22 protein-coding genes and 1 other RNA gene are annotated in these 21,874 nt (G+C 70.5%); 7 read left to right on the plus strand and 16 right to left on the minus strand.

Annotation, left to right across the window (positions count from 1 at the left end; genetic code table 11):
• Window positions 1–47: 47 nt before the first annotated feature.
• The 9 genes from FHR56_RS14170 to FHR56_RS14210 form a co-directional block, all read right to left on the minus strand.
• Window positions 48–497, minus strand: a complete 450-nt coding sequence (locus tag FHR56_RS14170) for a DUF192 domain-containing protein (RefSeq protein ID WP_019796090.1) — start codon at window positions 495–497, stop codon at window positions 48–50.
• A 170-nt stretch (window positions 498–667) separates the two neighbouring features.
• Window positions 668–1,315 (minus strand): ribose-5-phosphate isomerase RpiA, encoded by a 648-nt coding sequence (gene rpiA, locus FHR56_RS14175; protein ID WP_160945320.1) that lies wholly within the window; start codon window positions 1,313–1,315, stop codon window positions 668–670.
• Window positions 1,316–1,415: 100 nt separating this feature from the next.
• Entirely contained in the window at window positions 1,416–1,886 is a 471-nt protein-coding gene (locus FHR56_RS14180) for an EVE domain-containing protein (RefSeq protein WP_160945319.1), read from the minus strand.
• Window positions 1,883–2,476: a 5-formyltetrahydrofolate cyclo-ligase gene (locus FHR56_RS14185; protein ID WP_160945318.1), complete on the minus strand. Its 594-nt coding sequence runs from the start codon at window positions 2,474–2,476 to the stop codon at window positions 1,883–1,885. The genes FHR56_RS14180 and FHR56_RS14185 overlap by 4 nt, the downstream gene beginning before the upstream one ends.
• A gap of 81 nt (window positions 2,477–2,557) precedes the next feature.
• Window positions 2,558–3,337: a thioesterase family protein gene (locus FHR56_RS14190; protein ID WP_160945317.1), complete on the minus strand. Its 780-nt coding sequence runs from the start codon at window positions 3,335–3,337 to the stop codon at window positions 2,558–2,560.
• Between the two features lie 160 nt (window positions 3,338–3,497).
• Window positions 3,498–3,682, minus strand: a non-coding RNA gene (ssrS, locus tag FHR56_RS14195) — 6S RNA.
• 98 nt (window positions 3,683–3,780) lie between these two features.
• Window positions 3,781–4,074, minus strand: coding sequence for a cell division protein ZapA (locus FHR56_RS14200; RefSeq protein ID WP_160945316.1), 294 nt, complete (start codon window positions 4,072–4,074; stop codon window positions 3,781–3,783).
• Entirely contained in the window at window positions 4,071–4,292 is a 222-nt protein-coding gene (locus FHR56_RS14205; protein ID WP_017910437.1) for a TIGR02449 family protein, read from the minus strand. Before FHR56_RS14205 ends, FHR56_RS14200 begins: the two co-directional genes overlap by 4 nt.
• A 67-nt stretch (window positions 4,293–4,359) precedes the next feature.
• Window positions 4,360–6,543, minus strand: coding sequence for a GGDEF and EAL domain-containing protein (locus FHR56_RS14210; protein ID WP_160945315.1), 2,184 nt, complete (start codon window positions 6,541–6,543; stop codon window positions 4,360–4,362).
• A 210-nt stretch (window positions 6,544–6,753) separates the two neighbouring features.
• Here FHR56_RS14210 and FHR56_RS14215 point away from each other — a divergent pair, with 210 nt between their 5' ends.
• The 3 genes from FHR56_RS14215 (at window position 6,754) to FHR56_RS14225 (ending at window position 9,811) form a co-directional block, all read left to right on the plus strand.
• Complete coding sequence (locus tag FHR56_RS14215) at window positions 6,754–7,299, plus strand: YecA family protein (protein ID WP_160945314.1); 546 nt, start codon at window positions 6,754–6,756, stop codon at window positions 7,297–7,299.
• A complete protein-coding gene (locus FHR56_RS14220; protein WP_160945313.1) occupies window positions 7,299–8,630 on the plus strand; it encodes an aminopeptidase P N-terminal domain-containing protein in 1,332 nt (443 codons plus the stop codon). The genes FHR56_RS14215 and FHR56_RS14220 overlap by 1 nt, the downstream gene beginning before the upstream one ends.
• Window positions 8,631–8,803: 173 nt before the next feature.
• A complete protein-coding gene (locus FHR56_RS14225; RefSeq protein WP_160945312.1) occupies window positions 8,804–9,811 on the plus strand; it encodes a hypothetical protein in 1,008 nt (335 codons plus the stop codon).
• A 13-nt stretch (window positions 9,812–9,824) separates the two neighbouring features.
• Here FHR56_RS14225 and pepQ read toward each other — a convergent pair whose 3' ends face one another.
• From pepQ to rph, 7 genes are all read right to left on the minus strand, one after another.
• Entirely contained in the window at window positions 9,825–11,150 is a 1,326-nt protein-coding gene (gene pepQ / locus FHR56_RS14230; RefSeq protein ID WP_160945311.1) for a Xaa-Pro dipeptidase, read from the minus strand.
• Window positions 11,151–11,416: 266 nt separating this feature from the next.
• Window positions 11,417–11,758 (minus strand): PilZ domain-containing protein, encoded by a 342-nt coding sequence (locus tag FHR56_RS14235; protein WP_160945310.1) that lies wholly within the window; start codon window positions 11,756–11,758, stop codon window positions 11,417–11,419.
• The gene (locus FHR56_RS14240) at window positions 11,755–14,133 is read right to left on the minus strand and encodes a DUF1631 domain-containing protein (protein WP_345776737.1); all 2,379 of its coding nucleotides are present in this window, start codon (window positions 14,131–14,133) and stop codon (window positions 11,755–11,757) included. Before FHR56_RS14240 ends, FHR56_RS14235 begins: the two co-directional genes overlap by 4 nt.
• Window positions 14,134–14,225: 92 nt before the next feature.
• Window positions 14,226–15,455, minus strand: coding sequence for a radical SAM family heme chaperone HemW (hemW, locus tag FHR56_RS14245; RefSeq protein WP_160945309.1), 1,230 nt, complete (start codon window positions 15,453–15,455; stop codon window positions 14,226–14,228).
• 134 nt (window positions 15,456–15,589) lie between these two features.
• The gene (gene rdgB / locus FHR56_RS14250) at window positions 15,590–16,201 is read right to left on the minus strand and encodes an RdgB/HAM1 family non-canonical purine NTP pyrophosphatase (protein WP_160945308.1); all 612 of its coding nucleotides are present in this window, start codon (window positions 16,199–16,201) and stop codon (window positions 15,590–15,592) included.
• A complete protein-coding gene (locus tag FHR56_RS14255) occupies window positions 16,198–16,587 on the minus strand; it encodes a VOC family protein (RefSeq protein WP_160945307.1) in 390 nt (129 codons plus the stop codon). Before FHR56_RS14255 ends, rdgB begins: the two co-directional genes overlap by 4 nt.
• The gene (rph, locus tag FHR56_RS14260; RefSeq protein ID WP_160945306.1) at window positions 16,584–17,309 is read right to left on the minus strand and encodes a ribonuclease PH; all 726 of its coding nucleotides are present in this window, start codon (window positions 17,307–17,309) and stop codon (window positions 16,584–16,586) included. The genes FHR56_RS14255 and rph overlap by 4 nt, the downstream gene beginning before the upstream one ends.
• A gap of 109 nt (window positions 17,310–17,418) precedes the next feature.
• On the opposite strand from rph, the gene FHR56_RS14265 reads away from it, so the two are divergent.
• The 4 genes from FHR56_RS14265 to FHR56_RS14280 all read left to right on the plus strand — a co-directional run bounded on the left by FHR56_RS14265 (window position 17,419) and on the right by FHR56_RS14280 (window position 21,744).
• Window positions 17,419–18,279 carry a YicC/YloC family endoribonuclease gene (locus FHR56_RS14265; protein ID WP_160945305.1) on the plus strand — a complete coding sequence of 287 codons (861 nt, stop codon included), beginning with the start codon at window positions 17,419–17,421 and terminating at the stop codon, window positions 18,277–18,279.
• A 153-nt stretch (window positions 18,280–18,432) separates the two neighbouring features.
• Complete coding sequence (gene gmk / locus FHR56_RS14270; RefSeq protein WP_160945304.1) at window positions 18,433–19,059, plus strand: guanylate kinase; 627 nt, start codon at window positions 18,433–18,435, stop codon at window positions 19,057–19,059.
• 112 nt (window positions 19,060–19,171) lie between these two features.
• Complete coding sequence (rpoZ, locus tag FHR56_RS14275; protein WP_010343101.1) at window positions 19,172–19,471, plus strand: DNA-directed RNA polymerase subunit omega; 300 nt, start codon at window positions 19,172–19,174, stop codon at window positions 19,469–19,471.
• Window positions 19,472–19,572: 101 nt separating this feature from the next.
• Window positions 19,573–21,744 (plus strand): bifunctional (p)ppGpp synthetase/guanosine-3',5'-bis(diphosphate) 3'-pyrophosphohydrolase, encoded by a 2,172-nt coding sequence (locus FHR56_RS14280; RefSeq protein ID WP_160945303.1) that lies wholly within the window; start codon window positions 19,573–19,575, stop codon window positions 21,742–21,744.
• Window positions 21,745–21,874 lie beyond the last annotated feature (130 nt).

Raw genomic sequence — 21,874 nt, forward strand, 5'->3', positions numbered from 1 at the left:
CGTGGTGGCGGGGCGTTTTCCCGACCCCCACCGGCACGGCGGGGGGATCAGTGGCCCTGCGGAATCCCGGGGCCGAAGCGCAGTTCGGTGCCGTCCTGCAGCTTCAACTGCTCGGCCTGGCCGGCGTTGAGTTCGAGCACGTAGCGCGCCGGCGCGTTGCTCGGGTAGGGCGGGCAGGCGTCGCCGGCCGAGCACGGCGGCACGTCGCGCTGCTGCGCCACCAGCTTGCGCTGGTTGTCGAAGTACAGGATGTCCAGCGGGATCTTGGTGTTCTTCATCCAGTACGCCTGCGGTTCCTCGCGGTCGTGGATGAACAGCATGCCGTGGTCGGCGTCCATCTGGTCGCGGAACATCAGCCCGCGCGCGCGGGTGGCGTCGTTCTGCGCCAGCTCGACCTGGTAGCGGTGCCCGCCCAGTTCCACCCAATGGTCGCCGGCGCTGGCGCAGCCACTGAGGGCGAGCAGGAGAAGGACGCCGAACGCGCGGAAGAGGGACATGGGCGGGGCCAGGGCAAGAGGAAGACAGCGCGCACCTTGTTGCATGGTGCGCGTGGCGTCAAGAGCGGGGATTGGTGATTGGAGATTGGGGGATTCGTGAAAGCCAGGGATCCACGCTTTTACGAATCCCCAATCCCGACTCCCCAATCCCACGCGCGCGCCAGCGCGCGTCAAAAGACGCGCGGCGGCTCGCCACCGACGATCACCACGTCGGCCGGGCGGCGCGCGAACAGGCCGACGCAGACCACGCCCGGGATCTGGTTCAGTTCGCGCTCCAGCGCCACCGGGTCGGTGATCGACAGGTGGTGCACGTCCAGCACCACGTTGCCGTTGTCGGTGATCACGCCGTCGCGCCACACCGGCTGGCCGCCGGTGCGCGCCAGGATCTCGCGGGCGACCAGGCTGCGCGCCATCGGGATCACCTCGATCGGCAGCGGGAACGCACCCAGGGTCTGCACCTGCTTGCTCGGGTCGACGATGCAGATGAAGCGCTCGCTGGCCTCGGCGATGATCTTCTCGCGGGTCAGCGCGGCGCCGCCGCCCTTGATCAGGCACTTGTTCGGATCGCACTCGTCGGCGCCGTCCACGTACAGCGACAGGTTGCCGGTGTGGTTCAGGTCCAGCACCTCGATGCCGTGCTGGCGCAGGCGCGCGGTGCTCTGCTCGGAACTGGACACCGCGCCCTTGATGCGGTGGCCGATGCGGCCGAGCGCGTCGATGAAATAGGCGACGGTGGAGCCGGTGCCGACGCCGACGATCATGCCGTCCTGGACGTAGTCGATGGCTTTCTCGGCGGCAAGGCGTTTGGCGTCTGACATTGGAAGAGCTCGGGAGTGGGGATTCGGGATTGGGGATTCGTTGAAGCGGCAGACGGGTGGGCTGGGAGGCAAATCCCCAATCCCCAATCCCGAATCCCGGCTATTCGAGCGAAAGCAGCAGCTTCCACTGCGCGGCGCTGACCGGGAACACCGACAGGCGGTTGCCGCGGGCGACCAGGGGGAAGCCCTCGCCCAGCGCGTCGGCGTGCTGCTTGATCTCGTCCAGGGCGATGGTGCGCGTCAGCTTGCGTTCGAACGCCACGTCCACCAGATACCAGCGCGGCTGCTCCGGGGTGGCCTTGGGGTCGTGGTAGTCGGAGGACGGGTCGAACTGGGTGGCGTCGGGGTAGGCCTGGCTGGCCACGCGCGCCACGCCGACAATGCCCGGCACCTTGCAGTTGGAGTGGTAGAACAGGATGCCGTCGCCGACCTTCATGCCGTCGCGCATGAAATTGCGCGCCTGGTAGTTGCGCACGCCGTTCCAGGGTTCGGTGCCGACCCGCTGCAGGTCGTCGATCGAGAAGGCGTCCGGTTCGGACTTCATCAGCCAATAGCGGGTGCGTGCGGTCATGCGGGGAAATCGTGCGCGGTCGACAGGGTGAGGGATTCGGTGCAGACCGCGTCCAGCGCCACGTCCCAGGCGGCGAGCGGCAAGGCCGCGACCTGTTGCGCGTCGAAGGCGGCCCCGACCAGCCAGGGCGGCGGAGCCTGCCGCTGGCGGAAAGCGAAGCTGCGATCATACCAGCCGCCCCCCATGCCCAGGCGGCCGCCGGCGGTGTCGAAGCCGACCAGCGGCGTCACCACCAGCGCCATCTGCGCCGGCGCCAGGGTCGTGGCCGGGTCGACGTCGGGCTCGGGAATGCCGTAGCGGTTGGCGTGCAGCGGCTGCCCGGGACGCCACGGCGCGAAGCGCAGGGTGTCGCCGCTGAGCACCGGCAGGCAGTACTGCACCGTGTCCGGCAGCGACAGTTGCCAGCGGTGCAGCGCGATCTCGCCATCCATGGCCCAGTAGCCGCCGACATGGCCGTGCTGCGGCGCGAACGGCAAGTCCAGCAGCCGCTGCGCCAGCGCATCGGCGGCGGCCAGGCGCACGGGCGCGGTGAGCGCGCGGCGGCGCGCACGCAGGTCCTGGCGCAGGGAGTCGCGGTCGTCGGCAGTCATCGGGCAGGCGTGGCGAGGATTGGCGCTATTGTCGGCGCCGGCGCGCGCACTGACCAGCAGGCGCGGTCGCCGCCGCGGCGATCACGCGTAGAGCGCCACCGTCTGCCGGCCCCACAGCGCCAGCCGCCCGGCCGTATCCCAGATCTGCATGTCCTGCAGCGAGTAGCCGTCTTCGGCATGCAGGCTGGCCGAGCGCAGCAGGAACCAGTCGCTGGCGCTGGCCGGCTGCGGGAAGTCCAGGGTCCAGGTCATCGAACTGACCGGCGCCGGTGCGCTGAAGCAGGTCATCGCGGCCGGCGGCAGGCAGTCGCCCAGTGCGACCAGGGCCACGCTCGGATCCACGCCGGCGGCGTCGCGATGGCGCGCCCAGACCAGCAACTCCGGGTCGGCCGCGGCGGACAGCGGCAGCGCGCCGCTGGCCAGGCGCATCTCGAAGTTGGCGACGAAGGCCGGCGTCGCCGCGCTGTCGGCGATCGGCGTCGCCGCGTCGGGGCCGACCACCGCCGGGCGTGCCGGCAGGAAGTCGTGGGCGATGCGGCTGGGGCGCGGCTGCGCGAACAGCAATGCGGCACGCAGGGCGACCTGTCCGTCGGCCAGGCAATCGACCGCGATCGAGGTGGCGGACTTGCCCTGGCGCAACAGCTGCGTATCGAAGCGCAGGGTGCCGTCGGCCGGGCCGATGAACCCGATATGCGCCGACTTCAGTGGCGGCAACGCGGACGGCGCCGTGCGCAGCGCGGCCTGCAGTGCCAGCGCCGCGGACAGTCCGCCGAAGGCGGTGCGGCCTTGTCGCCAGCTGGCGGGAACGTCGAATCCCGCTGCGGGATCGAAGCGGTCGAGGATCTGGGCGAGCGTCGGCAATCCGGGATCTCCGTGGTGGGGGCACCAGTATCCCGGGTTTCGGCCGGCGCGAGAACGCGCGGCGCATGCGCTACGCCGGCAACCACGGCGTGATGGACGCGCACGTTGCGGACGCGCAAAAAGGAAACGGCGCCTTGCGGCGCCGCTTCCTGGAAGAATTGCATTCTCCGCCGTGACGATGCGTGCGAAACGACCTTGAACCCGGGGTTCAAGTGGGATGGCTGGAGAATCATCGGGCTTCCCGCTACGAGGCGGACTTGCACTCCCGATTCCGTCGCCACCCCGTGGTCGTCATTAAGGGACAAGGCGAATGTTTGCACACGCTGTCGTTCACAGCAGAGAACGCAAGTGGAGTATAGCGCCGTCGTCGCGCTTGGCTAGTCCGTTCGTCGGTGCTTCGGTGCGTTGCAATTCACGTTGATGATCGCAGCGCCACGTGCGGATCAGCGCGCCGTATCGACCACGCTGTCCAGGCGCCGATTGAGATCGGCGAGTGTGCGCGCCATCTCGCGGTCGCGCTGCGCGTGTTCGTCGCGCAGTTGCTGCAGTTCGTGCGCCAGATTCAGCGCCGCGAGAACGGCGACGCGATCCACCGCGGCCATGCGGTTGCTGCCGCGCACTTCGCGCATCTTCGCGTCGAGCAGGCGCGCGGCCGCGAGCAGGCCGTCGCGCTCCTCGGCCTCGACGCCGACGGTGTACTCGCGGTCGAGGATGCGGACGCTGACCGGCTCGCTCACGTGTGCTGCTCCAGGGACTTCAATCGGGCGATCATCGCTTCCACGCGCGAACGCGCCTGCTCGTTCTTGGTCAGCAACTGCGAGCGCTCGCCGATCAGGTGTTCCTGCTGCTGGCGCAGGCTGCGGTTCTCGTCGGACAGGCGCTGGCAGCGCTCGACCAGCGTTTCCACGCGTGCGGCAAGGGCGCGAAGCTCGGCGAGGGCGTCAGGGCTATCCATGGCGCTCACGATAGGCATGCGCCGGAGGGGCGGTCAAGACGCCGCGTGGCGGCGCCATGGCCGGCGCTCAGGCAGGCAGCCGCAGCGGTTGCTGCAACAGCCGCAGGCAGGCGTCCGGCTCCAGCGCCGGCGCCACCAGGTGGCCCTGGATCTCGTCGCAGCCGTGCGTGCGCAGGAACGCCAGCTGGCCGGCGTCTTCGACCCCTTCGGCCACCACCTTCAGCGCCAGTGAATGGCCCATCGCGATGATGGTACTGGTGATCGCCTCGTCGTCCGGGTCGCGGGTGAGATCGCCGATGAATTCCTGGTCGATCTTCAGGGTATTGATCGGCAGCCGCTTCAGGTAGGCCAGCGACGAATAGCCGGTGCCGAAATCGTCGATGGCCAGGGTCAATCCCAGCTCGCGGCAGGCGCGCAGCAACTCGGCGTTCTTGCCGACCTGCGACATCACCACGCTCTCGGTCAGTTCCAGTTCGATGTTGGCGGCCGGCACGCCGGTCTCGGCGAGGATCTCGGCCATCAGCTCCGACAGGTTGCCGCGCTCGAGCTGGATCGCCGAGACGTTCACCGACATGCACAGGTCGGTCAGCCCCATCCGCCGCCAGTCGCGCAGCGCGCCGCAGGCCTGGCGCAGCACCCATTCGCCGATCTCCAGGATCAGCCCGGTCTCCTCGGCCAGCGGGATGAACTGGCTCGGCGAGACCGGTCCGAAATCGGCGCTGTGCCAGCGCAGCAGCGCTTCCACGCCGACCACCCGCTGCGTGCGCAGCGAGTAGCGCGGCTGGTAGACCAGCTTCAGTTCCTGGTCCAAGGGGATCTTGCGCAGCGTGCTGGCCAGGGTGGCGCGATGGCGGGTGGCCTCGTCCATGCGCGCCGAGTACACCTGCACGTTGCGGCGCCCGGCGGCCTTGGCCTGGTACATCGCGGTGTCGGCGTGCTTGAGCAGTTCGCTGGGCAGCAGCGCGTGCTGCGGGAACAGGGAGATGCCGATGGAAGTGGAGACCGCGACCTCGCGGCGTTCGTCCAGCCGCAGCGGCGCCTCGAAGGCGGCCAGCACGCGGGCGGCCACCGCCTCGGCCTCGCCCTGGCTGACGATGTCCTCGACCACCACGGTGAATTCGTCGCCGGCCAGCCGCGCCACCGTGTGCTGCGGCCCCACCGCCTGCTGCAGGCGTTCGGCCACGGCGCGCAGCACGCGGTCGCCGACCGCATGGCCGAGCGAATCGTTGATGTCCTTGAAACGGTCCAGGTCCAGAAACAGCACCGCGACCGAGCCGGCCTGGCGCCGCGCACGCACGATCGCCCGCGCCAGGCGCTCGGACAGCAGCGCACGGTTGGGCAGGCTGGTCAGCGTGTCGTAGTTGGCCAGGTAGCGCAGTTCCTGCTCGGCACGCTTCTGGTCGGTGATGTTCTCCAGCACCACCACCTGGAAGCTCTGCCGCCCGTCGGCGTCGACCACGGTGTTGCGGCGCAGGTGGCAGAGGATCTCCTGGCCGTCCTTGCGCCGCTTCCAGGCCTCGCCGCGCCAGTGCCGGCCGTGCTCGGCCGCTGGCGCGGCCGGCGTTTCCGGGGTGTGGTCGATCAGCGTCATCGGCTGGCCCAGCACCTCGCGCTCGCTGTAGCCGGTGATGCGGGTGAACGCCGGATTGACCGAGATGAAGCGGCGCTCCTCGTCGAGGACGGCGACCGCCTCGCCCATGCTGCGCAGCACTTCGGCGGCGATGCGCCGCTCCAGGTCGGCCTGGCGGTGCGAGGTGATGTCGCGTGCGGTGCCGGCGAGGCGACGCGGTGCGCCGCTGGCGTCGTAGTCGACCACGCGGCCCCGCACCCGTGCCCAGTGCCAGACCCCGTCCCCGGCCAGGTCCACGCGGTACTCGGCGGTATAGATCGCGGTGCGGCCCTGCAGGTGTTCCTGCAGCACCTGCCGCGCCTGTTCCATGTCCTCGGGATGGATCCGCAGCGGCTCGTTCTCGCGGATCACCAGGCCGATGTCCTGCGCGTGCGGCGTGGCCTCGTCGGCGCGCATCAGCCGCAGCGTGCGCTGTTGCAGGTCGTAATCCCAGAAGTGCTCGCCCGAGGCCCACAGCGCCAGTTTCAGGTGCTGGTCGCGTTGCTGCAGCTGCGCGTGCCGGTGCAACTGCTCGCGCAGGCGCCGGCGCGAACGCAGGGCGAACAGCGCGGCCACCCCGCAGGCCGCCAGCGCGCCGAGGGCCACCAGTGGCCATGCGGCCAGCAAGGTATCGCCGAACAAGGCCAGGCCGGTCCTTTCCGCAGCTCCTGCAGCAACGTGCTCCAATGGCATGGCGGAAAGTGACTTCTGTCAAAGAACGGGTGGTGGAGTGTAGGCGCGTGTCGGAAGCCTCCACAAGCGGCGGCGCACACGCGATTGCTACACTGCGCAGTCCCGATTCCGCTGCAGGCCGCCACAGGCCCGTGGCCAGCGCCCGACAGGCTTCGCTCCATGACCGAACTTCCCACTGCCGACCAGATCGCCGATGCCAGCCGGACGCTTGGCCTGGCTGCGTCGGCAGCCGAACTGCACGGCGCCCTGTGCGGCTGGCTGGCCGGCGGCGGCGCCGAACTGCCGGCGTGGCCGGCTGCCGTGCTGGCCGATGCCAGCATCGCCGCGCCGCGCAGCGGCGACGCGCTGGATCGCCTGCGCGAGGCCACGACTGCGCAACTGAACGACCGCGATTTCGGTTTCGACCTGGTGCTGGCCGATGCCGGCGCGTCGCTGCCCGAGCGTGCCGATGCGCTGTTCGACTGGTGCCGCGGCTTCCTCGGTGGCTTTGGCCTGGCCGCAGGGGCGGCACCGCCCCTGTCCGAGGAGGGGCAGGAAGCGCTGCAGGACCTCGCACGGCTGGCCCAGGCCAGCGCCGACGACTTCGACAGCGGCGACGAGGACGAGGACGCGCTGGCCGAGATCGAGGAGTTCGTGCGCGTGGCGGCGCTGTTGCTGCACAGCGACTGCGTGCTCGGCCCGCGCCACCGGCAGCGCCTGAACTGATGAAGCGGCTCACCGGGATTTCCTCCGGCGAGTACGCGCGCCGGCGCCGGCAGCTGATGGACATGGCCGGCGAGCAGGCCATCCTGGTGCTGCCCAGCGCGCCGGAGCGGGTGCGCAGCCACGACACGCACTACCCGTACCGGCAGGATTCGGACTTCTGGTACCTGTGCGGCTTCCCCGAGCCGGATGCGGTGCTGGTGCTGGTGCCCGGGCGCCGCCACGGCGAAGCGCTGCTGTTCTGCCGCGAACGCGACCCCGAGCGCGAAGCCTGGGACGGTCCGCGGGCGGGCCAGGAAGGCGCGGTCGAGCGCTACGGCATGGACGACGCCTATCCGATCGACGACCTCGACGAGATCCTGCCGGGGCTGCTGGAAGGGCGCTCGCGGGTGTACTACCACTTCGGCCGCGATGTCGATTTCGACCTGAAGCTGATCGGCTGGGTCAAGCGCGTGCGCGAGCAGGTGCGGCATGGCGCGCAGCCGCCGCACGAATTTTTGGAACTGGGCCATCTGCTGCACGAGCAGCGCCTGTTCAAATCGCGCGACGAGATCGCGCTGATGCAGGTCGCTGCGGACCTGAGCGTGGCCGGGCACCGCGCGGCGATGCGGCTGGCGCGCCCGGGCGTGCACGAATACCAACTGCAGGCCGAGATCGAGCGCGAATTCCGCGCCGGCGACGCCTGGCCGGCCTACGGCAGCATCGTCGGCAGCGGCCACAATGCCTGCGTGCTGCACTACCGCGCCAACGCCGCGCGCCTGCGCGACGGCGAGCTGGTGCTGGTCGATGCCGGCGCCGAGTACCGCGGCTATGCCGCCGACATCACCCGCACGTTCCCGGTCAACGGCCGCTTCAGCGCCGAACAGCGCGCGCTGCACGACCTGGTCGGTGCCGCCCACGCCGCCGCGCTGGCGCAGGCGCGGCCGGGCGTGGCCTACGAGGCCGGGCACCTGGCCGCGGTGCAGACCCTGACCGAAGGCCTGCTGCGGCTGGGCCTGCTCAAGGGCAGTCTGGATCAGAACCTGGCCAGCGGCGAGTACCGGCGCTTCTACCGGCACAAGACCGGGCATTGGCTGGGCCTGGACGTGCACGACGTCGGCGACTACCGGCTGGCCGGCGAATCGCGCCTGCTCGAGCCTGGCATGGTGTTCACCATCGAACCCGGCCTGTACGTGTCACCGGACGACAAGGACGCGGACCCGAAGTGGCGCGGCATCGGCATCCGCACCGAGGACGACGTGCTGATCACCGACGACGGCCACCGCGTGCTCACCGATGCCCTGGCGCGCAGCGCCGAGGAGATCGAGGGACTGATGGCTGGGAATGGGGAATAGGGAAACGGGAATGGGAAAGCGGTGACCGCGCGCTGGAAGGTCAGCTAGCAGGTCCGGCGCTTTTGCTGTTGCGAATCCCCATTCTGCATTCCCTGTGATAGCCCAGGCAGCCGCCTCTTGCGTATGCGCGGCCGCTTGCGCACAGTGACCGGCTGAAAGGGGGATTCATGACGATGTGGATGCGATGCCTGCTGGCGGCAGGACTGTGCCTGGCCGTCTCGGCGCAGGCGGGCGCACAGCAGGCGACCGCGCCGGCGGCGCCAGCCGATGCTGCGCCGGCAACGATGCCGACAGCCGCACCGGCCGCGGTGCCTACGCTGGCACTGGACGATCTGCAGACCTTGTTGTCGCTGCGCTCTGCGCCGGAAGCGCGCGCGCAGATGCTGGCGCAGGTCGTCGCGCTGGCAGGCAAGGGCGATGGCGCCTCGGCGTACGTGTTGGGTGTGCTCTACCGCAATGGCGAGGCGCATCCGGCGCATCTGGTGCCGCGCGACCTGGACACGGCCCGCTACTGGCTGGAGCGCTGCCTGGGCATGCCGCGCTGCCCACTGCTGGCGTTGGCCTCGCTGGCCGAGCTGGAACTGTCCGCCGGCAATGCCAAGCCGGCGCTGCAATGGGCGCAGGGCTGGGTGGCGCTGGACCGCGAGTTCACCACGCGCGCGCGGGAGATCGAAGGCCGGCACGTGCGGCCCAGCCAGCGCAATCGCGATACCGCCTACCATGCCTACCTGCTGGAGCGCTGCTATGCGGCGATGCCGAGCGGCGACCGCGACGCGGTCGGCCTGGCCTGGTTCAATGCATTTCGCGTGCAGTGGGGCCGGGTCCTGGACCGGATGCTGTTCGCGCAGCTCGATGCGCTGCAGGCGCAGGATGGCGAGGACGCGGGCGGGCTCACCGCGCGTGCCGAGAATCAACGCCGCAAGACCGTGCTGGACAGCCCGGCGGACCTGCCGGTCACGCCGGCGTTGAGCCTGTTCCTGATGCGTGGCGATCCCCAGGGCGGACGTCCCGAGTCCGCCCTGGTGCTGGAGGCGCTGCCCTCGCCGAACGCGGCACGTGGGCTCGAAGCGCTCGCCCGCGATTTCAAGACCGCGCCATATCCGGCCGCTGCTGGACAGCGTCGCTACGACCTGATCCCGATGAGCTTCAATCGCGGCCCTTACGCGTTGACCGGCAAGTGACCGTGGTGGCGGCTCAGGCCGCCGCCGCGAATACCGGCCGCGTCAGGTTCTCGGGCGCGCCCTCGGTGCACACCACCTCGTCCTCGATGCGGATGCCGCCGTAGGGCTTGAACTGTGCCACGCGCGCCCAGTCGACGCTGTTGCCGTGGCCGGCCTGCTTGAGGTCGTCGAGCAGCATGTCGATGAAGTACAGGCCCGGCTCGATCGTCACCACCATGCCCGGTTCCAGGGTGCGGGTCATGCGCAGGTAGGGGTGGCCGTCGGGGCGTTCGATGCGGCCGCCGCGGTCGCTGGCGGCGAAGCCGGCGACGTCGTGCACCTGCAGGCCGATCGGGTGGCCCAGGCCGTGCGGGAAGAACGCGGCGCTGACGCCGGTGGCCACCGCGGTTTCCGGCGACACGGTGAGCACGCCGGCATCCTTCAGCACGCCCATCAGCGCCAGGTGCGCATCCAGGTGCAGCTGCCGGTAGTCGACGCCGGCGCGCACGGCCTGGCCCATGCGCTGCTGCGCGGCGTCCACCGCGTCGATCAGCGCCTGGAAGTCGCTGTCGCGATCGGCGGCGTAGGTGCGGGTGATGTCGCTGGCGTAGCCGTGCGCGGAGGCGCCGGCGTCGATCAGGAAGCTGCGCAGCGGCGTCGGCGCCTGCCGCTGCAGTTCGGTGTAGTGCAGGACGGCGCCGTGTTCGTTCAGCGCCACGATGTTGCCGTACGGCAGTTCGTTCGCGTCCTGCCCGACCGCGGCGCAGTAGGCCATGTGGATCTCGAACTCGCTGCGGCCTTCGCGGAACGCGGCCTCGGCGGCGCGATGGCCGCGCACTGCCAGTTGTTGCGCCTGGCGCATCAGCGCCAGCTCGTAGGGCGTCTTGTAGGCGCGGTGGTACTCCAGGTACTGCAGCACCTCCGCCGGGTTGTTCGGCACGTAGCCGCCCAGTGCGCTCTGCGGCTCGCCCAGGATCGCGCTGCGCGCGACATCCGGCAGCAGCGCCAGCGCCTCGTCCGGGGTGCGGATCAGGTGGATGTCGCAGTGCTCCACCCACCAGCCGCTGGGTGCGTCCGGCACCACGTGCCAGTAGTCGCGGGGCTGGTGGAAGATCACCTGCGGCCGGCGTCCGGGCGTGTACACCACCCAGCTGTTCGGCACCCGGGTCAGCGGCAGCCAGGCCTTGAACTGCGGGTTCACCGCGAACGGATAGTCGCGATCGTCGAACACCTGGTAGTGCAGGCTGCCGCTGGGGACCACCAGGTGGTCGAAGCCGCCGCGCGCCAGCGCCTCGTCGGCGCGTCGGGTCAGGGTGCGCAGGTGGTCGGCGTACAGGGCGCTGGGGTCGTGCTGGGGCATGGCAATGGCTCGTTCGGCGATGCGGAAACAGGGCGCCAAGTGTGCCGGAAACGGTGTAGGTGTGCGGACGTGAGTGGACGGCGTGCGCATAGCGCACGTTGTCGAAGCTGCGCCGGCGACGCGGGGCTTTGTCGATCCGCTGGATCTTTTTGAGTCGGAGCGCGTAACGGACTCGGATGGCTGTCGTAGGAGCGGCTTCAGCCGCGACCGAGGCGTTCCCGCGAATGCCGGTCGCGGCTAAAGCCGCTCCTGCGAGATTGGCGGCGTTAGCCGCCGGATGCGGCGTTGATCCACTGCCGCAACAGGTCGCGGTGCGCGGGAGAAATGGTCAGGAAGCGGAAGCCGGCCCAGGCCTGGCCCGGTGCGTGAGAAGGTTCGCTCCACAGCAGGTGCGCGCCGACGTCGATCTGCACCTCGCGGTCGGCGTGCGGCATCGCGAAGCGCAACTGGTACAGGGCGTCCTCGTGCAGCGGCGCCGAAGCCAGCAGCAGCATGCCGTGTTCGGACACGTTGCCGAGGCGGCCGACCACGGCGTCTTCCATCAGGTCCAGGACCGGCACCATCTCCGGGACCTGGCGGCGCGGCGAACGGCGGGCGTCGGTGCTCATGCGCCCTCCATCGCGTCGTCGGCCGCGGGCGCGCCGGCCAGGGTGCGCAGCGCGCGCACCGCGGCCTGCCAGGCGCGGTCGATCAGGCGGGCGCGGTCTTCGCTGACGATGCGGGCCTGGCCCTGCGCCAACAGCCGCGCCAGCCCGTCCAGGGTGTGCTCGGCGGCCTTCTGGCCGCGCTGGTTGACGAACAGCGCGCGATCGGTGATCGGGCTGTACCAGGACAGGCGCTGCCGTTTCAGGTCGCCCTGCTGGTTGACGACGAACTCGAACCAGGTGCCGAACGGCAGCGTGCGCAGCCGCGCATACGCGGCCTGTTCGGTCTCGGTGCGTGGCGGCAGCGACGGCCGTTCGCCGTCCTCGCCCTGGTCGCCCAGGCGGGTGCGCGCCTTCAGTCGCACGCTGAGTTCGGTGCGCGAGGTGGTGGCATCGGTGCCGCCCGGCGTGGACAGGCGGCGGGCGATCGCCTCGGCTTCCTGCTGGTGGTAGCCCACCTGCAGCAGCGCCTGGCACACGCGCTCGGCCAGGGCGGCATCGGAGGCGCCGTCGCTTTGGCAGGTGACCTCGGCGATGCGCTCGGCCAGGCCGATGCGCTCGCGCCAGGTCTCCGAGTCCTCGCCCTGGCGCAGCAGGGTCAGCACCAGCACGTCGGACCAGGCCTGCTGCAGCAGGGTTTGCACGAAGCCGGGCGGTTGCCGGGCGCTGCACAGCGCCTCCAGGGTGGCGGTCGCGGTCTGCTTGGCCAACTCCAGCCGTTCCTTGCCGCGCGCGGCCTCGACGTGGCGGCGTTCGGCGATCTCGGCCTTGTGCGCCAGGCTGCGCTGCTGCGCCTGGATGTCCTGGTGGGCCTGTTCGAAGACGACCTCGTCGCCTTCGTACTCCTCGACCACGCGGTCCACCGCGTGGTCGAGCTTGAGCAGCAGCGTCGGATCGCTGTCGTCTTCGCCCAGCCAGGTCGCGCCCGATTCGGCGACGGCGTTGAGCAGTTCCCGCGCCGGGTGGCGGCTGTGCGTGAAGAACGCCGGATCCTGCAGCGCCGCGCGCACCAGCGGCACCTGCAGGCGTTCCAGCAGCCCCGCGGCCGGCGCGTCGGGGCGGACCTCGCGTTCGATCTCGCCGTACAGCAGGCCGAGCAGGTCGAAGGTGTCGGCCTGCTGCGGTGCCAGCGTCGCCTGTGCGCCGTGGGTGGCGTGCAGCGCCTGCAGCAGGGCGGCGCGCACGTCGCGCAGGTGGCGGCGCCCGCGCAGCCCGCCCAGGGTGCTGTGGGCCGGCGGCTGCGCCTGCAGTTCGCCCAGGGCCTCCAGCAGGCTGGCGGTCGGCACCGGCGCCGCGCCGATGGCGCTCGCCGGCAGCGACGGGAGGGGGGCGGCGCCGGTGGCCATGGCCGCCGGTGCCGCGGCGGTGGGCGCGGCATGCGCGCGTGCGGCCGCCAGCAGCTGGCGCAGGGTGGCCAGATCGGGACCGCCAGCGGGTGGCGCGCCGGCATCGGCCGCCGGGCTCGCTGGCGGCAGCGGCGGTGGGGCGGCGGGCCCCGCCGACACGCCCGCGGCAGGCGCGGTCTGGCCGGGAGCGCTGCCGCTCCCCCTGGGTCCGCTGGCGGCAGCGGCAGGCGCGGCGCCTGCGGGCATGCGCGCGACGCGGCGCGCGCCCGGCTCGACGTTGGTGCTGCGCGCCACGTAGGGCAGGTAGATCAGGCCCGGCAGCACCCCAGCGTGGGTGAGCATGACGTTGGCCCGTTCAACGATCTCGCCATAGCCCGCCAGCACCTGGCGTTCGAAGGCGCGGTACAGCGCCAATTGCGTGTCCAGGCCCAGGCCCAGCGCGTCGCCGGCATCGCGCAGCAGCCGGCACAGCGCGTGCGGTCCCAGCGGCAACTGCTCGATCTCGAAGGCGGGCCGTGCCGCCAGCACGCCGAAGCGCTGGCCGAGCAACTGCAGCGGGATGTTGCAGCGGGTGGCCTCGCGGCGGGCGATCTCGTGCAGCACGATGTCGCGGTCGATATCCACGTCGGCGACCAGGGTCATCATCTGCGCGGTGGCGCCGGCCTTGGCCGCGCGCGGCGTGGCGGCCATCGTCAACGGGCTGCGGATGCCGGCCAATCCGGCTTCCAGGTGGGCCTGACAGAACGGCGCGAAGCGCGCGCGCTGCGCGCGCAGGCGCTGCGCTTCCTGGTAGATGTCCTGCTGCACCTGGCCGTTGCGGGCGCGCTCGGCTTGCTCGAACAGGGCCTGCTCCAGGTCGTCCAGGGTCGCCTGCAACGGTCCCTCGAGGGACCGCCACAGCTGGGCGTTCAGGGCCTGCAGGAGGCCGCGCACGCGCGCCGGCAACGCGGCGCTGGCAAGCGTCGCCGGCGGGGCCGACCTGGTCGCAGACACGGGCATCCTGTGATCGCCGTTGTACTTTTCTGCGCGGTATGTAGCACGATCCGCCGCCGCAACCAAGGCGGCGACGTCGTCAGGACACCGTCCTAGGGCAGAAACAGCGCGACCACGTCGTTGGTGAAACGCCGCCCCAGCTCGGTCGGCACGGCGTGGCCGGCGTCCACCCGCAGCCAGTCGCGGGCCTGCGCGGTGGCCAGGGCCGGGGCGATCGCCTGCAGCGGCAGGCCGGTGCGGGCGCTGAAGTCGCGCAGCGCGAAGCCGCCGTTGAGGCGCAGCGCGTTGAGCATGTACTCGAACGGGCGCCGCTCCGGCGCGATCCATTCGTCGCCGCCGATCGCCGCCGGCGTTCCGGCCGTGTCCAGGAACGCCTGCGGATGCTTGTGCTTCCAGCGCCGCAGGATGCTCTGCTCGGCGCCGGAGCTGATCTTGCCGTGGGCGCCGGCGCCGATGCCGAGATAGTCGCCGAAGGTCCAGTAGTTGAGGTTGTGCGCGCAGCGGTAGCCGGCGCGGGCGTAGGCGCTGACCTCGTACTGTGCGTAGCCGGCCTCGGCCAGCAGCGCCTGGCAGCGCTCCTGCATGTCCCAGGCGTCGTCGTCCTCGGGAATGCCCTGCGGCGGTCGCGCGGCGAACAGCGTATTCGGTTCCAGGGTGAGTTGGTAGTGGCTCACGTGGGTCGGCTGCAGCGCCAGCGCTTGCGCGATGTCGCGCTCGGCCTCGGCCAGGGTCTGCTGCGGCAGCGCGTACATCAGGTCCAGGTTGAGATTGGCGTAGCCGGCGTCCTGCGCCAGCTTCACCGCGCGCTCGGCCTCGGCACCGTCGTGGATGCGGCCCAGCCGCTGCAGCGCCGCATCGTCGAAGCTCTGGATGCCGAAGCTGAGGCGATTCACCCCGGCCGCCAGGTAACGGTCGAAGCGGCCGTGCTCGGCGGTGCCGGGATTGGTCTCCAGGGTGATCTCCAGGCCCGGGGCAAAGCGCAGCCGGGCGCTGGCGGCCTGCAGGAAACGGTCGATCGCCTCGGGCGGGAACAGGCTGGGCGTGCCGCCGCCGAAGAACACGCTGTTGACCACGCGGCCCCAGACCAGCGGCAGGTCCTGGTCCAGGTCGCGGATCAGCGCCTCCACGTAGGCGTCGAACGGCAGCGCGCCCTTGGCCGCGTGCGAGTTGAAGTCGCAGTACGGGCATTTGCGCACGCACCACGGCAGGTGCACGTACAGCGACAGCGGCGGCGGCACCAGCGCCGGGCTGTCGGCGTGCGCGGACGGGTCCGGGCAGGCGGTGCCGGGCGGATGCTGGCAATGGTCGTGGGCGTGCGGCATGGCGGGCGAGGGCGGGGAAGCGGAGAGGCGGGCGGCGCGTGTGCTGGGTGGTGGTCAGGGCCTGACGGCGTGGCGCGACACGGGCCGCGCGGGCCATGGCGCCGGCCCTGGTCGGATGCCCGCGCGCGGCGCGTTCATCCGGTCGGTTGCGCCGCCAGCAGGTCGGCCAGGCGCTGCTTGAGCTGCTGCAGGGCGAGGGCGCGATGGCTGATGCGGTTCTTCAGCGCCAGCGGCATCTCGGCCGCGGTCTGGCCGTGGTCCGGGTCCAGGAACACCGGGTCGTAGCCATGTCCGCCGGTGCCGGCACGGGCCCGCGCGATGCGGCCGCGCCAGCGGCCCTCCACCAGCAGCGGCTGAGGATCCTCGGCATGCCGCAGCAGCACCAGCACGCAGTAGAAGTGCGCACCGCGCTGCGCGTCCGGGACATCGTGGAGTGCGTCCAGCAGCTTGTCGATGTTGGCCTGCGCATTGCCGTGTTCGCCGGCATAGCGCGCCGAATACAGGCCGGGTGCGCCGTGCAGCGCGTCGACGCAGATGCCGGAGTCGTCGGCCAGTGCCGGCAGGCCGGTGACGCGGGCGGCGTGGCGCGCCTTGAGCAGCGCGTTCTCGACGAAGGTCAGGCCGGTCTCGTCGGCATCGCTGACGCCGAGCGTGGATTGCGCGATCAGGTCGACGCCGACGTCGTCGAGCAGGGCATGCAGTTCTTCGAGCTTGCCGGCGTTGCTGCTGGCGAGGACCAGTTTCATGCGGTGGGCTCCAGCAGATCCCAGGTGTTGCCGTAGAGGTCGCGGAACACCGCGACCGTGGCGTAGGGTTCGTGACGTGGGGCTTCCAGGAATTCCACGCCGGCGGCGAGCATCGCCGCATGGTCGCGCTGGAAGTCGTCGGTGTGCATGAAGAAGCCGACCCGGCCGCCGGTCTGGTCGCCGATGCGGCTGCGCTGCGCGTCGTCGCTGGCGCGCGCCAGCAGCAGCGCCGCACCGCGCGCATCGCCAGGCCCGACCACGACCCAGCGCTTGTGGCCCTGGTCCACGTCTTCCAGCAACTGGAAGCCCAGCTTGCCGGTGTACCAGGCGATGGCCTCGTCGTAGTCGGCCACCACCAGGGTGACCAGCGCCAGGCGCCGGTTCATTGCGCCAGGGCCGCGCGCTGCGCCGCCAGCAGCTCGCTGATGCCGCGCTCGGCCAGGCCGAGCAGCGCGTCCAGTTCGTCGCGACGGAAGGCGTGGCCCTCGGCGGTGCCCTGCAGCTCGATGAAGCCGCCGCCGTCGTTCATCACCACGTTCATGTCGGTATCGCAGTCGCTGTCCTCGGCATAGTCCAGGTCCAGCACCGGCACGCCGCGGTAGACGCCGACCGAGACCGCCGCGACCGCGCCCAGCACCACCGGCTTCTTCAGGTCGCCGCGCTTCTGCAGCCAGTTCACTGCATCCACCAGAGCCACGTAGGCACCGGTGATGGCGGCGGTGCGGGTGCCGCCGTCGGCCTGCAGCACGTCGCAGTCCAGAGTGATGGTGCGCTCGCCCAGCGCGGTGCGGTCGACGCAGGCGCGCAGCGCGCGGCCGATCAGACGCTGGATCTCCAGCGTGCGTCCGCCCTGCTTGCCGCGCGCGGCCTCGCGATCGGAACGCGAATGGGTGGCGCGCGGCAGCATGCCGTATTCGGCGGTGACCCAGCCTTCGCCCTTGCCGCGCAGGAAGCCAGGCACGCGGTTCTCGACGCTGGCGTTGCACAGCACGCGGGTGTCGCCGAAGCTGACCAGGACCGAGCCTTCGGCATGGCGGGTGAAGGCGCGTTCGATGCGGACCGGGCGCAACTGATCGGCCGTGCGGCCGCTGGGACGGGAGAAGGACATGCAGGGGGTTCCGGGAAGGGCGGGGCCATGCGCGGCATGTGACCGCGTTCGGCAAGGCAGGAAAGGGCGCTAGGTTAACATCCGCCCCTTGTCCGCATTGGAACACCGCATGATCCGCAGCATGACCGCCTACGCCGGCGCCGAGCGCATCACTCCCTGGGGCACGCTGGGGTGCGAGCTGCGCTCGGTCAACCACCGTTTCCTGGAGGTGGGCGTGCGCCTGCCGGAGGAACTGCGCGCGCTGGAGCCGCAACTGCGCGAACGCGTGGCCGCGCGGATCAGCCGCGGCAAGCTCGACCTGATGCTGCGCCTGCGCGCGCCGGACGCGGCGCAGACCCTGGCGGTGAACGAGGCCCTGGTCGAGCAGCTGGGCGTGCTGGCGCAGCGGCTGGGCGCGCGTTTTGCGCAGATGCAGGTGCAGTTCGTCGACCTGCTGCAGTTGCCCGGCGTGCTGCAGGGGCAGAGCGTCGATCCGGCGGCGCTGCAGGCGCAGGCGCTGGAACTGCTGGACGAGGTGCTGGCCGAGTTCGTCGCCGCGCGCGAGCGCGAGGGCGGCAAGCTGGCCGCGGCCATCGTCGAGCGGGTGGATGCGGTGGAACGCATCGCCGGCGAGGTGCGCACGCTGATCCCGGCCATCCGCGACGGCCAGCGCGCCAAGCTGGCGGCGCGCCTGGCCGACCTGCCGCACCCGGTCGACCCCGGTCGCGCCGAGCAGGAACTGGTGCTGTGGCTGCAAAAGCTCGACGTGGACGAGGAACTGGACCGGCTCGCCAGCCACATCAAGGAACTGCGCCGGGTGCTGCGCCAGCCGGAACCGGCGGGCCGGCGCCTGGACTTCCTGCTGCAGGAGTTCAACCGCGAGGCCAACACCCTGGGCTCGAAGTCGGTGGACAGCCGCACCTCCAACGCCGCGGTGGAACTGAAGGTGCTGATCGACCAGATCCGCGAGCAGGTGCAGAACCTGGAGTAGCCGGGATGGCGGGAGTCGGGATTGGGGATTGGTACGGCGGATCCCGGCGTTGGCCGGGTCGGACCCAATACCGGGTAGCATATCGACCCCGTGGGTATCGGCCCGCGGCTTCGCTCGCGAATCCCGACTCCCCAATCCCGAACCCCTGATCCTATGCGCGGCACTCTCTACATCGTGGCGGCCCCCTCCGGCGCCGGCAAGAGCAGCATCGTCAACGCCACCCTGGCGCGCGATCCGCAGATCGCGCTGTCGATCTCGTTCACCTCGCGTGCGCCGCGCCCGGGCGAACGCCATGCCGAGCACTATCATTTCGTCTCCGCCGACGAATTCCAGCGCATGATCGATGCCGGCGACTTCTTCGAGTACGCCCGCGTGCACGGCGACTGGAAGGGCACCGCGCGGCAGTCGGTGGAGCCGCAGCTGGCTGCCGGTCACGACGTGCTGCTGGAGATCGACTGGCAGGGCGCCCGCCAGGTGCGGACCAAGGTGCCGGACGCGGTCAGCGTGTTCATCCTGCCGCCCTCGCGCGAGGCGCTGGAGCAGCGCATGCGCAAGCGCGGCCAGGACAGCGAGGCGGTGATCGCGCAGCGGCTGGCCGCCGCGCGCGAGGAGATGTCGCACTACGCCGACTTCGACTACGTGATCGTCAACGAGCACTTCGACACCGCCGTGGACGAGATGTGCGCGATCTTCGTCGCCAGCCGCCTGCGCCGCCTGCCGCAGCAGCAGCGCCATGCCGGGCTGATCGCCACTCTCCTGCAGGAACAGCCAACTGGCTGATTCCAAAGGGAACTGAATAGGGTGGGGTTGATCTTGGGCGGTTGCCGCCCTACAATCCCCGCCCTTTCCCTCATTCGAACGCGTGGCCGTTGCCGGCCCGCCGGGAGCCCGCATGGCCCGCATCACCGTAGAAGATTGCCTGGAAGTCGTTAACAACCGTTTCGAACTGGTCATGATGGCGTCCAAGCGCGCCCGCCAGCTCGCCAACGGCGTGCAGGCCACCCTCGACAACACCGAATCGGCCGACAAGCCGACCGTGCTGGCGCTGCGCGAGATCGCCGCGCGCAAGATCGACAATGCGCTGATCGACGAGGTCGAGAAGGCCGAGCGCGAGCGCGCCGAGCGCGAAGCCCTGGAATGGGCCGCGGCCGAGGTGGTGGCCGACGAGGACATGTCCAAGAACGACGACTGATCGCGTCCCCGCGTCGCGATCGTCCTGCGAACAGCCCGCATCCGCGGGCTGTTTCGTTTTGCGGGTTTGCCGTCCACGCGCCGCTGGCATAGTCTTTCCGCATGAACCCAGGCCCTTCTGCCCAGGTCGCCAGTGCCGCGCCGCCGTCGGCCGACGAGGCGGTCCCCGACTACGTCCTGCAGCTCGAACGCAGCGCCAGCTATCTGCCCGCCGAGCAGATCCCGCTGCTGCGCCGCGCGTGGGAGGTCGGCGCGGCCGCGCACGCGGGGCAGACCCGCAAGTCCGGCGAGCCCTACATCACCCATCCGGTGGCGGTGGCCGGGGTGCTGGCCGAACTCGGCCTGGACGTGGAGGCGCTGATCGCGGCGATCCTGCACGACACCATCGAGGACACCCCGCTGACCCGCGCCGAACTGGCCGCCGAGTTTGGCGAGGCGGTGGCGGAACTGGTCGACGGCGTCACCAAGCTGGACAAGCTCAAGTTCCGCGACCGCCAGGAAGCGGCCGCCGAGAGCTTCCGCAAGATGCTGCTGGCGATGTCGCGCGACCTGCGCGTGATCATGATCAAGCTCGCCGACCGCCTGCACAACATGCGCACGCTGGGCGCGCAGAGCGCCGAGGCGCGCAGCCGCATCGCCCGCGAGACCCTGGAGATCTACGCGCCGATCGCCCAGCGCCTGGGCATGAGCCTGATGAAGTCCGAGCTGCAGAATCTCGGCTTCCGCGCGTTGCATCCGTGGCGCCACGCAATCATCGAAAAACACATCCGCAGCCAGCCGGTGGTGCGCCGCGAGTCGATGGCGCAGGTGGAGGTGCAATTGTCGCAGCGCCTGGCCAAGGAAGGGCTGGAACACCGGTTGGTCAGCCGGATCAAGACCCCGTGGAGCATCTACAACAAGATGCGCGACGAGAACAAATCGTTCGACCAGGTGATGGACGTGTTCGGCTTCCGCCTGGTGGTGCGTGGCGTGCCGGACTGCTACCACGCGCTCGGCGCGGTGCATGCCACCTTCAAGCCGCTGGACGCGCGCTTCCGCGACTTCATCGCCATTCCCAAGGCCAACGGTTACCAGTCGCTGCACACGGTGCTGTTCGGGCCCTTCGGCTCGCCGATCGAAGTGCAGATCCGTACCGAGGAGATGGACCTGATCGCCGAGCGCGGCGTCGCCGCGCACTGGACCTACAAGTTCGGCGGCGATTCGCCCAACAGCGCGCAGAGCCGCGCGCATGCGTGGATCGTCGAACTGATCGAATCGCAGCGCGCCGCCGGCTCGTCGCTGGAGTTCCTGGACAACGTCAAGGTCGACCTGTTCCCGGACGAGGTCTACCTGTTCACGCCCAAGGGCAAGATCCTGGCGTTGCCGCGCAACTCCACCGCACTGGACTTCGCCTATGCGGTGCACACCGACGTCGGCAATCGCGCGGTGGCCTCGCGCGTGGACAAGAAGCTGGTGCCGCTGCGCACCAAGCTGGTCAGCGGACAGACGGTGGAAGTGATCACCGCGCGCTCGGCCACGCCCAAGCCGCAGTGGCTGGAGTTCGTGGTCAGCAGCAAGGCGCGCACCGCGATCCGTCACCAGCTCAAGCAGCTCGAGCACGAGGACGCGGTGCAGCTCGGCCACCGCATGCTCGACCGCGCGCTGGAGGCGATGGACAGTTCGCTGGAACGGCTGCCCAAGGGGCGCCTGGACTCCTTCCTCAGCGAGCACCGCTACCCGCGTCTCGAAGCCCTGCTGGCCGACGTGGCGCTGGGCAACTGGATGCCCAACCAGGCGGCGCAGGCGCTGATGGCGTATGCCGAACTGCGCGGCGGCGGCCACTCCAAGCATTCGCAGGAAAAGATCCTGATCAACGGCACCGAGCGCGGCGTGGTCAGCTTCGCCAACTGCTGCCAGCCGATTCCCGGCGACGAGATCATGGGTTATCACACCGCCGGCAAGGGCATCGTGGTGCATCGGCTGGACTGTCCGAACCTGGCCGAACTGCGCAAATCGCCGGAGCGCTGGGTGCCGATCGGCTGGGATACCAGCGTCATCGGCGACTACGACACCGCGCTGGTGGTGGACGTGGAGAACCGCACCGGCGTGCTGGCGCAACTGGCCGCGGCGATCGCGCAGAGCCAGTCCAACATCGAGCGCGTCGACTACCTGGACCGCGACTTCAACGCCGCGGTGCTGCGCTTCAACATCCAGGTGCGCGACCGCAACCACCTGGCCGAGGTGATGCGCCGGCTGCGGCGCTTGAATGCGGTGCAGAGCGTGCGGCGCCAGTAGGTGGTGCCGGGATTGGGGAGTTGGGATTGGGGATTCGACGCGGGCCTGGCCCTGGCGTCGTAGGAGCGGCTTCAGCCGCGACGCCTTACCGATGAAGTGTCGCGGCTGAAGCCGCTCCTACGAAATCTCC

Origin of the sequence: Xanthomonas sp. F10, from assembly GCF_014206815.1 — a bacterium.
Lineage (GTDB): Bacteria > Pseudomonadota > Gammaproteobacteria > Xanthomonadales > Xanthomonadaceae > Xanthomonas_A > Xanthomonas_A indica.